Annotated in this window: 12 protein-coding genes; 5 read left to right on the forward strand and 7 right to left on the reverse strand. The window is 73.2% G+C overall.

Annotated elements, in window-relative coordinates; translation table 11 throughout:
* Positions 1 to 27: 27 nt before the first annotated feature.
* Both ABZ914_RS36760 and ABZ914_RS36765 read right to left on the reverse strand, forming a co-directional pair.
* Entirely contained in the window at positions 28 to 927 is a 900-nt protein-coding gene (locus tag ABZ914_RS36760; protein ID WP_500198940.1) for an MBL fold metallo-hydrolase, read from the reverse strand.
* Positions 928 to 1126: 199 nt separating this feature from the next.
* Positions 1127 to 1585, reverse strand: a complete 459-nt coding sequence (locus ABZ914_RS36765; protein WP_387026586.1) for a winged helix-turn-helix transcriptional regulator — start codon at positions 1583 to 1585, stop codon at positions 1127 to 1129.
* Positions 1586 to 1667: 82 nt separating this feature from the next.
* Between ABZ914_RS36765 and ABZ914_RS36770 the strand changes: the two genes are divergently transcribed.
* On the forward strand, positions 1668 to 2903 hold the full coding sequence (locus ABZ914_RS36770) for an MFS transporter (protein WP_500198941.1): 1236 nt from the start codon (positions 1668 to 1670) through the stop codon (positions 2901 to 2903).
* 20 nt (positions 2904 to 2923) lie between these two features.
* Here the strand turns inward: ABZ914_RS36770 and ABZ914_RS36775 are convergent, their stop codons facing one another.
* Complete coding sequence (locus tag ABZ914_RS36775; protein ID WP_500198943.1) at positions 2924 to 3259, reverse strand: ArsR/SmtB family transcription factor; 336 nt, start codon at positions 3257 to 3259, stop codon at positions 2924 to 2926.
* A 116-nt stretch (positions 3260 to 3375) separates the two neighbouring features.
* Here ABZ914_RS36775 and ABZ914_RS36780 point away from each other — a divergent pair, with 116 nt between their 5' ends.
* Positions 3376 to 4872, forward strand: coding sequence for an MFS transporter (locus ABZ914_RS36780; RefSeq protein ID WP_500198945.1), 1497 nt, complete (start codon positions 3376 to 3378; stop codon positions 4870 to 4872).
* Here the strand turns inward: ABZ914_RS36780 and ABZ914_RS36785 are convergent.
* The 3 genes from ABZ914_RS36785 to ABZ914_RS36795 all read right to left on the reverse strand — a co-directional run bounded on the left by ABZ914_RS36785 (position 4825) and on the right by ABZ914_RS36795 (position 6417).
* Positions 4825 to 5076, reverse strand: a complete 252-nt coding sequence (locus ABZ914_RS36785) for a hypothetical protein (protein ID WP_500198947.1) — start codon at positions 5074 to 5076, stop codon at positions 4825 to 4827. The two genes, ABZ914_RS36780 and ABZ914_RS36785, sit on opposite strands and share 48 nt — an antisense overlap.
* Positions 5077 to 5144: 68 nt before the next feature.
* Positions 5145 to 5777 (reverse strand): MSMEG_1061 family FMN-dependent PPOX-type flavoprotein, encoded by a 633-nt coding sequence (locus tag ABZ914_RS36790; RefSeq protein WP_500198949.1) that lies wholly within the window; start codon positions 5775 to 5777, stop codon positions 5145 to 5147.
* 103 nt (positions 5778 to 5880) lie between these two features.
* Positions 5881 to 6417, reverse strand: coding sequence for a nuclear transport factor 2 family protein (locus ABZ914_RS36795; RefSeq protein ID WP_500198951.1), 537 nt, complete (start codon positions 6415 to 6417; stop codon positions 5881 to 5883).
* Positions 6418 to 6557: 140 nt separating this feature from the next.
* Here ABZ914_RS36795 and ABZ914_RS36800 point away from each other — a divergent pair, with 140 nt between their 5' ends.
* Positions 6558 to 7163, forward strand: a complete 606-nt coding sequence (locus tag ABZ914_RS36800; RefSeq protein WP_387026599.1) for a response regulator transcription factor — start codon at positions 6558 to 6560, stop codon at positions 7161 to 7163.
* Here the strand turns inward: ABZ914_RS36800 and ABZ914_RS36805 are convergent.
* Positions 7079 to 7828 carry a sensor histidine kinase gene (locus ABZ914_RS36805; RefSeq protein WP_500198953.1) on the reverse strand — a complete coding sequence of 250 codons (750 nt, stop codon included), beginning with the start codon at positions 7826 to 7828 and terminating at the stop codon, positions 7079 to 7081. The two genes, ABZ914_RS36800 and ABZ914_RS36805, sit on opposite strands and share 85 nt — an antisense overlap.
* 473 nt (positions 7829 to 8301) lie before the next feature.
* On the opposite strand from ABZ914_RS36805, the gene ABZ914_RS36810 reads away from it, so the two are divergent.
* On the forward strand, positions 8302 to 9720 hold the full coding sequence (locus ABZ914_RS36810) for a sensor histidine kinase (protein ID WP_500198955.1): 1419 nt from the start codon (positions 8302 to 8304) through the stop codon (positions 9718 to 9720).
* A gap of 131 nt (positions 9721 to 9851) precedes the next feature.
* Positions 9852 to 11297, forward strand: coding sequence for a GDSL-type esterase/lipase family protein (locus ABZ914_RS36815; protein WP_500198957.1), 1446 nt, complete (start codon positions 9852 to 9854; stop codon positions 11295 to 11297).
* Position 11298 lies beyond the last annotated feature (1 nt).

The raw sequence follows: 11298 nt of genomic DNA on the forward strand, positions 1-11298 counted from the left end.
GTCGGCGGCGGGCCGTCCGGCCGCCGTTCAGTCGAGCTCGACGGGCAGGAAGCGGTAGTGGTCGCCGTCCTTGCGGACCAGGCCGGCGGACGGGGCGTCGAAGTGGCTGCCGAACAGGACCGAGTCGGTCCCGGCGAGGTCGGCGAACAGCGCGCGCCGGGTCCTGGTCGCCTGCTCGGCGTCCACGTCGACGGTCGCGCACATCGCGGTGCGGGCGAACTGCACCGGGTGGTGGAGGCAGTCGGCGGAGATCACGGCCGCGCGGTCGCCGCCGTCCAGCCGGACCATGACCTGGCCCGGCGTGTGGCCGGGCGCCGGCACGAGCGTCACGCCCGGCGCCACCTCGACGCCGGCGCCGGGCACGTCGACGGGGTCCAGCAGCCCGGCCTCGCGGACGGGGTCGATGGAGTCGGCGAACATCTCGCGCTGGTCCGGCTCCAGCTCGACGCCGCCCCAGTAGTCGTACTCGGCCTGGGCCGACACGTAGCGGGCGTTGGTGAAGGTGGGCACCCAGCGGTCCCCGTCGAGCCGGGTGTTCCAGCCGACGTGGTCCTGGTGCAGGTGCGTGTTGATCACGACGTCGACGTTGCCGGGTGTGAAGCCCGCCTCCGCCAGCCGGTCGAGGAACGGGGTGGACAGGTGGTCCCACGCGGGGAAGGGGCGGGCCTTGCCGTTGCCCACGCCGGCGTCCACCAGCACGCGGGTGTCACCGATCTGGACGGCGAAGGCGTGGACGGAGCCGAGCAGCTGCCCGTCGTCGTCCACGTAGAAAGGGCTCAGCCACGCCGATTCCGCGACCACGTCCGGGGTCGCCTGAGGCAACAGCCACCGGCCGAACCCGCGCAGCGGGACTTCGGCTATCCGGTGGACGGTCACCTTTCCGATCTGCCAGGTCTCTGCCGCCGGGCTCTTCTGGGGTGTCGTCATGGCGCCACGTTAAGGCGGGCGGGAGAAGCGGCATTCGAGGATCACTAGAGATCCGCTGAAATCCGACCTCGGCGAGTCCACTAGCGGCCACAGGAAAAACGTGCGACCGCTCATCCGATGCGAATTCCCCAAAAAGCCCGATATTGAGGTTCGCGCAATGGAGTCCTCATGGTGAACGGCGGCGCCTCCCTCGCCGGGGTCAGGTGGGGCGCCGCACCGAGGTCGTCTCGCTCGTCAGCGGCGACCCGTCGGACGCGACGGGCAGGAGGTCGGGCACGGGGGCGCCGTCGCCGTCGACCAGGACCGAGTGCTCCTCCCCCGCGTCGAAGGCGTGGCGCTCGCCCCACTGCCGCAGCGTGACGATCACGGGGAAGAGGTCCTTGCCGGCGTCGGTGAGCGCGTACAGCCGCCGCCTGCCCGACGGGGAGTCGACCTGGGCGAGCAGGCCGCGGGCGGTGAGCTTGCGGAGCCGCTCGGTGAGGATGTTGCGGGCGATGCCGGTGCGCTGCTGGAAGTCGGTGAACGAGCGGGCGCCGTCCATCGCGTCCCGGATGATGAGCAGGCTCCACCGGTCGCCGACCAGGTCGACCGTGCGGGCGACCGGGCAGCTCGGGTCCGTCCACGGAGGGCTCTGCCCGTCGGTGCCGTCGCGTGCCATCGCTCCCCCATGAGTTGCGGATTGAAACCATTGTGGCCTAGCCTCCGATCAGTTGCAAAATGAAACCAAATGGAGGTGCCCGGTGAACGGGAGGACGAGGCTGCTGCTCGCGGCCGTGTGCGGGGTCGCGGTGGCGAGCGTCTACGCCGGGCAGCCGGTGCTGGGACCGATGGGACGCGACCTGGGCGTCCCGGTCGACGCGCTCGGCTGGTTCGTGGCCGCCGGGCAGCTCGGCTACCTGGCGGGACTGGTGCTGCTGGTGCCGCTGGGCGACGTCCTCGACCGCAGGCGCCTGATCGCGGCGCACCTCGCCCTGGTGGCGGCGGGGACGGCGGTCACCACGGCGGCCCCGGCCGCCTGGGCGGCGTTCACCGGGCTGGCCGCGGCGGGAGCGTTCGCGGTGGTGGTGCAGACCACCGTCGCGTACGCGGCGTCGGTCTCCCCGCCGGCCGAGCGCGGGCGCAACCTCGGCATCGTGACCTCGGGCGTGGTCATCGGCATCCTCGGCGCGCGAGTCGTCGCGGGCCTCCTCGCCGACCTGTGCGGCTGGCGCGGCATCTACCTGACCCTCGCGGTCCTCGCCGCCGTCCTCGCGGTGCTCGCCCTCACCTTGCTGCCCGCCGACGCCCGCCGCGACGCCGCCCGGTACGGCCAGGCCCTGCGGTCCTTCGGCGGGCTGTTCACCCGGCCGGTGTTCCTCAGCCGCGGGCTGATCGCGTTCTTCCTGTTCGCCTCGTTCGGCACCCTGTGGAGCGGCATGGCCCTGCCGCTGGCCGGCGCGCCGTGGCACCTCGGCGAGACGCAGATCGGGCTGTTCGGCGTCGCCGGGCTGGCCGGGGCCCTCGGCGCCGCCCGGTCCGGACGGTGGGGCGACGCCGGGCACGCGCGCCGGGTCACCGGCATAGCGCTCGCGCTCCTGCTCGTCTCCTGGGCGGCGATCGGGCAGCTCCCGTGGTCGCTGCCGCTGCTGATCGCCGGCGTGGTCCTGCTCGACTTCGCCGTCCAGGCCGTGCACGTGAGCAACCAGCACACCCTGACCGCCGCCTTTCCCGACCGCACCAGCGCCACCATCGGCGCCTACATGCTCTTCTACTCGCTCGGCTCCGCCCTGGGAGCGGCCGCGACCACGGCCGCGTTCGACGCGGCGGGATGGACCGGCCCCACCGTCCTCGGCGCGGCGTTCGCGCTCTGCGCACTCGCCACGTGGGCCTTCAGCGGACGGGCGACGGCCGGCACCGCCCCCCGCCCGAACACCCGGTCGCGCGAACGGCGCCTCTCACCGGCGGTCCCGGACGCCGAGCGCCCGTCCGCGCGCTGATCGGCCGCCGGACCGTCCGATCAGCGGAAGCCGCGATCCAGCGCCTCGGCGGCGCCGAGGCGCAGGATCGGTTCGAGCAGCCCCGGGAAGCGGTCGTCCAGGTCGCCGTCGCGCGGCCGGACGCGCCGGTGCCGGCCGTCGACGGCCATGCTGATCAGCCCGGCCTCGCGCAGGATCCGCCAGTGGTTGGACAGCGTCGACAGCGGCACGTCCATGCCGTCGGCGAGCACCGAGCAGGTCGACTCCGGATGCGCCCAGGCGCGCCGCACCAGTTCCAGGCGCACCGGATCGCCCAGCGCGTGCAGCACCGGCGCGAGCGCGAGCGCCTCGCGGGCGGGCTGGGGAAGCGGTCGCATGCCCCGACGATACCTCGATCGTTCGACGTTCCGGGATCGTCGATGGACAACACTTCGATACTTCGGCATTATCGAAGTACGAAGTGTCGTCCCCGCGCCCGCGAGAGGAACCCCCGTTGACCACATCCGAAGGCGTGCCCGAGACCGGACTGGCCGGGACCGCAGCCGTCCGGCCGAACCGTGCCGCGCTGCTCACCGTGACCTGCCTTGGGCAGTTCATGGTGCTGCTGGACAGCACGATCGTCGGCGCGGCGCTGCCTGACATGCAGCGGCGGCTGCACACGCACCTGAGCGGCCTGCAATGGATCGTCGACGCCTACGTGCTACTGGTCGCCATGCTGCTGCTGTCCGGCGGCGTCTTCGCCGACCGCTTCGGGCGCAAACGCGTGTTCCTGGCCGGCGTCGCGGTGTTCACCGCCGCGTCCGTGCTGTGCTCGGCCGCCCCCTCGATCGGGTGGCTGATCGCCGGGCGGATCGCCCAGGGCGTCGGCGCCGCGGCGCTGAGCCCCGCCTCGCTGGCCCTGATCGCCGCCGCCCATCCCGCCCCGCAGGACCGGGTCAGGGCGATCGGGCTGTGGGCGGGCCTCAGCGGGATCGGCCTGGCGGCCGGGCCGCCGGCCGGCGGCGTCCTGGCGGACGCCTTCGGCTGGCCCGCCATCTTCCTCGTCAACGGGCCCATCGGCGCTTTCCTGCTGGTCGCCGGGGCGCGCGCCCTGCGCGAGTCGCGCAATCCCGGAGCCCCCTCGATCGACGTCCCCGGGACGGTCCTTTCCATCCTGGGCGTGGGGGCGCTGACCTACGCACTGATCGAGGGCGGCTCGCGCGGCTGGACGTCGCCCGTGATCCTGGGCGGCTTCGCCGCCGCGGCGGTCGTCCTCGCCGCGTTCGTCGCCGTCGAAGCGCGCGCCTCGACGCCGATGCTGCCGCTGCGCCTGTTCCGGGAGCGGCTGTTCACCGTGTCCAACACCGCCATGATCGTGGTGGGGTTCGCGCTCATGGGGTCGTCGTTCTTCTTCTCCCAGTTCTTCGTGTACGTCCAGGGCAGCTCGATCCTGCGCGCGGGCCTGCAGACCCTGCCCGCCTCCCTCGCCATGGTGGTCGTCAGCCCGTTCGCGGGACGCCTCGCCGCCAGGTACGGGTTCCGGATCGTGGTCACCGCCGGCCTGGCACTGGCCGGACTCGGGCTGCTGACGCTGGGGGTCGTGCACGCCGGCACCGGATACGCGAACGTGTGGTGGCGGCTCGCGGTCGTCGGCATCGGGTTCGCGCTGACCATGTCGCCGCTGACGGGCGCCGCCATCCAGGCGGTCGGCCCGCAGGAGGGCGGCCTCGCCTCCGGCATCAGCAGCACCACCCGCCAGATCGGCGCGGTCCTCGGCGTCGCGGTCCTCGGGGCCGTGGTCCGCACCCGCCAGTCCGGCGGGGCGTCCTTCGAGGCCGGGCTCGGCGGCGCCTTCCTCACGGCCGGCGCCGTCACCCTCGCCTGCGCCGTGTTCACCGGCCTCTGGCTGGTCAGGTCCCGGCCGGCGGACGTCCCGCGCCGCGGACCGAGCGCCGGCCGCGGCTCAGGAGCGCACCTTCCCGATCACCCACTGGAGCGCGAGCAGCGCTAGCGCCGCCATGAACGCGGCCCGCCCGTTTCCGGTGGCGATGCCGGCGCCGAGCACCACGGCCGCGAGGGTGGGCAGGATCTTGAAGCCGAACACCGGTGCCTCCATCAGGACGTCGTGCGGCGGACCCACCGCCACCCACGGTTTCCATTCTTCTCGACGCCGCCCGCCGCCGTTAATCGCCACCGCGGTGACAACCGCGATCACCACTCCGCCCGTTTCGCGACGAGTTCCGCGCGGAGCGTGCCGCCCCGGCAGGGGCGGCACCGGGGGCGTCAGTACCGGTTCGTCGAGGCGTCCACGGCGAGGTCCGCGTCGATCGCGTCGGCGGCCAGGTCCTTGAGTCCCATGTGGTCCTTGACGATCCGTCCGAGCGTGGGCAGGGAGCCCCGGTCGGGCCACGTGGCGGGGTCCCACAGGGACGAGCGCAGGAACGCCTTCGCGCAGTGCATGTACAGCTCTTCGACGTCGACGAGGAGCGCCAGCCGCGGCCGCTTGCCCTGGACCACCAGGTCGTCGAAGAACGGCGCGTCCGACACGAGCGTCGCGCGCCCGTTCACCCGCAGCGTCTCGTTCATCCCCGGCACCAGGAACAGCAGCCCGACGCGGGGGTTGTGCAGCACGTTGCGGAAGCTGTCGGCCCGGTGGTTGCCGGGACGGTCGGCGAGCGCCAGCCGGTGGGAGTCCAGGACCAGCACCGAGCCGGCGGGGTCGCCGCGCGGCGAGACGTCGCAGGCGCCCTCCGCGTCCGAGGTGGCCAGCAGCACGAGCGGCGAGTGCGCGATGATCGTGCGCGCGTGCTCGTCGATCCTGCCGATGTCCTTGTCCCAGAGGGGCCTCGGCGGTTCCGGGACGATCTCCCGCAGCTCGGCCTCGGTCGTCACCGTCCGGATCTCAGAAGGATGCATCGGTCGAATATAAGGTAAGCCTCACCAAAGACGCGCGGCCTGTCCGTCTTCGGTTTCGCGGACCGCACCATCGAGGATCCCGCCTCCGGGCACCCCGGGGCGGTCAGATGCGGGGCCGGGAGGCGGCGTCCAGACGGTAGTGCGCTCGCTCGGCGTCGGGGATGGGGAACGAGCTGTGCACCCACATCTGGTCCACGGTGCACGCGGTCATCCGCCAGAGGCCGTCCTCCTTGCGGAACCGGTCGACGCGCAGGCCCTCGCCCGCGATGATGGGCCGCTGCGGCCCGTCGCCGTCCTCGCCCACCAGCACGCCGAGCAGGTAGGACAGCGCGGTCGCGGTGCCGTCCTCCTCGGCGTGGACGGTCGGGTTGAGGCTGGCGTGGCGCAGCCCGTCGTTGATCGGCAGCTTCTCCCGCAGCAGCGCGATCGCCGCCTCCCGGCCCTCCCGGTAGCCCCAGACGTGGTCGAGGACGAAGTCCTCGGTGAGCATCTCGCCCAGCGCGTCGAAGTTACGCGAGTCGAAGCACCACTCGAAGCGGGCGACCAGGTTCAGGCAGGCCATCTGGTCATCGGCGCCCAGTCCGGTCTGGACCTTCTCCAGCGGAGCGAAGTAGCCGCTCGGGAGGATGGTGGAAATCAAGGGGACTCCTTCTTCGGACGTTTCACCGTGCAGGACGATGCTGGCAATTCGCCCGGGGCCGGGACAGTGCCGCCGTCACCGGTCGCGTGTGAAAAATGCACATATCATCGGCCCATGACCATGATCGTCGGCGGCGGACCGTGATCCGTGTGCTGATCGCGGAGGACATGCATCTTCTGCGCGAGGCGCTGGCCGAGCTGCTCGGCCTGGAGGACGACATCGAGGTCGTGGCCCAGGTGGACTCCGGGGCCCGGATCGTGCCGGCGGCGGAGCGGCACCGGCCCGACGTGGCGGTCGTCGACATCGACCTGCCGGAGATGGACGGGCTGGCGGCGGCGGCGCTGCTGCCCGGGCGGGCGCCCGGCTGCCGGGTGCTGATCCTCACCGCGCTGAGCCGTCCCGGGCATCTGCGGCGGGCGCTGGAGGCGGGCGTCGCGGGGTTCGTGCGCAAGGACGTCCGGCCGGACGAGCTGGCGGCGGCCGTCCGCACGGTCGCGGCGGGCGGCACCGTGATCGATCCGGCGCTCGCGTCCGCGGCGCTGCTGGCTCCGGAGAGCCCGCTCACGCAGCGGGAGGCGGAGGTGCTGCGCCTGTCGGCCACCGGCGCCCAGCCGATGGAGATCGCCGAGCGGCTGTTCCTGTCCTACGGGACGGTGCGGAACTACCTGACCTCAGCGGTCGGCAAGCTCGGTGCCCGCAACCGGATCGACGCCGTCCGCATCGCCACCGAGGCCGGCTGGATCTGACCGGAACTCGGCCACCACCTCGAAGCCGCCTCCCCGGGCGGCCCCGCCGACAGCCGTCCGCCGGCGCGGGCCGCCAGGCTCTCCAGGCCCGTTCCGCCGGAGGCCGGCGCCCGGAGCCCGCCGGCGCCGTCGTCGACGACCCGCAGCCGCACGGCGCCGTCCGAGCCGGTGACCGTGATGGTGCAGGTACGCGCCCGACTGTGCCGCAGGACGTTGGTGACGGCTTCGCGGAGAACGGCGGCCAGGGCGGTGCCGGTCCCGTCCGGCAGCGGCCCGGTCTCCACCTCGGCGCGGACGGCGATGCCGGCGGCCTCCAGCACCTCGATCGCCGCGTCGACCTCGCGGCGCGGCTCCAGGCGGACCCATCCGCCCGCGATCGCGCCGAGCTCGGCGTGCGCCCGTTCCAGGACGGGGACCAGCGCCGCGAGCTCGGTGGCGGCGCGCACCGGATCGCGGTCAAGCAGCCGCAGGGCCGGCTCGCCGCGCAGCGCGACCGCCGACAGGCTGAACCCCAGGACGTCGTGCAGGTCGCGCCCGATCCGGTCGCGCTCGGCGGCGACGGCGGCCGCCGCCAGCTCGTGCCGGGCCCGATCGAGGAGGACGACCAGGTCGCCGAGCCGGGACAGGCCGTAGAACAGCCACGCCAGGATGAGGGGGGAAAGCACGTTCGTCACCATGTCCGCCGGCGGGGCGACGGGAGGCGGGGTGACGCACAGCACGACCTGCAGTGCGAGGACGGCCGCGGCGATCGGCGAACGGCATCAGCGCCAGCGCCGTCAAGGCCACCAGCAGCCCGATGCGGACACCCGGCCGGAACCGCCCGGCCAGCAACGCCACCAACGGCGGGTAGGGAGCCGCCGCCAACAGCAGCGCTTCCGCACTCGCGCCGCCCCGGGCCGCATCGAACGCCCGGATGCAGAAGAGCAGCGCCAGCGCGGTCCACGACATCGCGCGCGCGACCCGCGGCGGGAGGTCCTCGCCATCCGGTTCCACGCCGTCCCCCCCAGATCACGCGACATTTTCCCATGCGGTGGTGAGCCGCAGGGTTGGAGACAACTTTGCCTGAGGGGCCGTTCGCCTCCGGGCACCCGGGATACAGCCAACCTGAGCGTTCGTTCGCCTGAGAAAGGTCGTGTCGGTGGGCGTGCTGGGTCTGCCGCTCCGCAAGGTGGAGCGGCTGCCGCTTCGGACGAGTTCCGCGCTGGCCGCTGCCGGGCTGACCGCCCTGGAGGCGGCGGCGACCGCCATGCTGTTCCTCCGCAAGGTGGGCAGGGACCGGGCCGTCCTCGCACGTGAACGCGGTGAGCTGACGGTCGACCAGGTGTTCCACCAGATGCTGCGCGGGCCGCTGAGCCCCACGCTGCCGGGCCGGTTCGGGAACGCGATCCAGGTCATCGACGCCGACGGCCGGATCCTGGCGGCGACGGAGGGCCTGGAGAACGGCCCGCCGCTCAGCCGGATCACCCCGCCCCGGGCGCGGACGCAGGTCGAGCACCGGCTGCGGAACCCGCGCCGGCCCTGGCGCACCCGGGGCTCCGGGGACAGGATGCTGCTCGCGACGCGCATTCCGGCCGAGGTCACCCACCACCAGCGCGGCAAGGCCCCGCTGATGATCTATCTCGTCTTCCCGCGGGTGCCCTGGTTCGGGTCGCGGCGGCTGGCGGCGGGCACGGCGGTGGCGACGGTGGCCGTGGCCGCGATGGTGTTCGCGATCGTGCACCGCTCGACCGTCCGCGTCCTCGCGCCCATGGCCGAGATCCGCGACGAGTTCGCCGAGATCACCGCCACCGACCTGGCGCGCCGGGTCCCCGTGCCGGAGCCCGAGGAGCTCAAGGCCATGGCCGAGACCATGAACACGACCCTCGAGCGCCTCGACACGGCCGTCAGCGATCTGCGCAACCTCACCTCGGAGGCCTCCCACGACCTGCGCGGCCCGCTGACGTCGATCCGCCTGCGGCTGGAGAACGCGCTCGCCGACCCCGAGTCCGAATGGCCGCGCGTGGCCGCCGACGTGCTCGCCAGCGTGGAGCGCCAGGAGGCCATCGTGACCGACCTGCTCACGCTCACCCGGCTGGACACCGGCCAGCCGCTGCACCCGCAGCCCACCGACCTCAGCGCCCTGGTCGCCGCCGAGCTCCGCCGCCGCGAGGCCACCGACCGGATCCACATCATCGGGAAGCTGGCCCGGCGGGTCGTGCTGGACTGCGACCGGCTGCTCATCAACCGGCTGCTCGCCAACCTGCTCGACAACGCCCAGCGGCACGCCGAGAGCCGTGTCGAGGTGACCCTCGACGTCGACCGGCCGCCGGGAGAGCGCGCGGCCGCGGTGCTGACCGTCGCCGACGACGGCGACGGCGTCCCGGACGACCGGCACGACGAGATCTTCGAGCGGTTCACCCGCCTGGACAGCTCCCGCGAACGCGACCCCAACGGCACGGGGCTGGGCCTGCCGATCTCCCGCGACATCGCGAACGCCCACGGCGGCACCCTCACCGTCGACTCCCGCCCCGGGGACGGGGCCCGCTTCACCGCACGCCTCCCGCTCACCGCCCCGTGACCGCGTCGACGTGAGCGTCACGCCGTCCTCCGGTTGCCGTTCCGTCCCGGAGGTCGAGCGGAGAAGTGACGAATCACCGGTGGCCGCATGGGAAGACCAGCTACGGCCTGTCCCCGACAAGAGACGAAACGATGCAGCTGATCAAGTCCAGCAAGGACCGGACGACGACCGGCCGCCTTGAGCCGTCCGCCTGGCGCAGGCGGGTGAAGATCCTGCTCAACGTGGTGGCGTGCCTGTTCCTCGGCGCCCTGTCGATCTGGCTGGCGGTGCGCGTCACCCCCATGCAGACGGTCAAGGCCGCCGGGCAGACGGTGCAGGTGGGCGCCACGTCCCCGCGCCTGTCCGGCTCGGGCCCCGGCGAGGTGAACCTGTTCGGGCAGGCGATCTCGACCCGGCCGGAGTTCCGCGGCCCGATCCGCCCCCGCCTCGAGCTCACCCACATCACGATCAACGCGCAGGTCGGGCAGTTCGCCCGGGACGGCGACCACGGCACCCTCGACCTGAGCGCGCGGCTCACCGACGGCTGGCGCCGCTACCTGCTGTGGGAGACGCTGGTCTCGGCCGGCTTCTCGGCGCTGCTGCTGGCGGCGCTGGCGGGAGTGCAGCACTGGTCGGGCGCCACCCGGGTCAAGGTGCTGGCGACGGGGGTGCTGTGCGTGCTCGCCGCGAACTCGGCGTGCGTGTACCTGCTGGCCTCCAGCACGCCGGAGGCGCTGAAGAGGGTCGGCTCGGTCGAGGACCTCGTGGGCCGGGCGCCGTCCTCCCCCGTCCCACCGGCGCGGGGTCCGGCCCTGAACGACGTGAACGCCGTCGTCATCGGCGACTCCACCGCGGCGGCCATGGGCAACCCCCTCGTCGACGACCCGGACGCCCTGGACCGGGCGTGCAAGCGCAGCCGCGACTCGTACGCGGTCTACCTCGCGCAGTCCAACCGGTGGAAGGTCCTGAACCTCGCGTGCAGCGGCGCGACGGTGACGTCCGGGCTGCTCGACGTCCAGAACGTCGGCCACCAGGTCGCTCCTCCGCAGCTGGCGGTGGCCCAGCGGGCGAGCAAGGCGTCGGTGGTCATCGTCAGCATCGGCGCGAACGACGTGCGGTGGGCCGAGCTGACCGGGCTCTGCCTGGCGGCGAAGGCCTGCGACGACCGCGCCTCGACGGCCTACTACCAGCAGCAGCTCAACACCTTCGCCACGGAGTACTACGACCTGCTCGGCCAGCTGAAGCGGCTGCCGCAGCACCCGGCCGTCCTCATCAACCAGTACTACGACCCGTTCGGCGAGAACGTCGACTGCCTCCGCTCGCAGGGCGTCGACCAGGCGATGGCCGACGCGCTCCGGGGGCGGCTGGCGGACATGAACGCCCTGCTGGACAAGGGGGCCCGGGCGTTCGGGTTCCGCTCGGTCCCGCAGCACTTCTCCGGGCACGGCCTCTGCTCACAGGGCCCGTTCGTCCAGGGGACGGGCGCCGAGGCGCCCCTGCACCCCACGGCCGCCGGCGAGCTGGCCATCGCGCTCGCCGACCAGCAGGCGCTGAACGCGCCCGCGCCGCAGCCCACCCCCTCGCCCAGCAACCCGTGAC

The organism is Spirillospora sp. NPDC046719, assembly GCF_040645715.1.
Classification (GTDB): Bacteria; Actinomycetota; Actinomycetes; order Streptosporangiales; family Streptosporangiaceae; genus Spirillospora.

Coding starts and splice junctions, on each gene's coding strand:
- ABZ914_RS36815 (WP_500198957.1), top strand. CDS start 9,852: ATGCAGCTGATCAAGTCCAGCAAGGACCGGACGACGACCGGCCGCCTT.
- ABZ914_RS36765 (WP_387026586.1), bottom strand. CDS start 1,585: ATGGCACGCGACGGCACCGACGGGCAGAGCCCTCCGTGGACGGACCCG.
- ABZ914_RS36775 (WP_500198943.1), bottom strand. CDS start 3,259: ATGCGACCGCTTCCCCAGCCCGCCCGCGAGGCGCTCGCGCTCGCGCCG.
- ABZ914_RS36790 (WP_500198949.1), bottom strand. CDS start 5,777: ATGCATCCTTCTGAGATCCGGACGGTGACGACCGAGGCCGAGCTGCGG.
- ABZ914_RS36760 (WP_500198940.1), bottom strand. CDS start 927: ATGACGACACCCCAGAAGAGCCCGGCGGCAGAGACCTGGCAGATCGGA.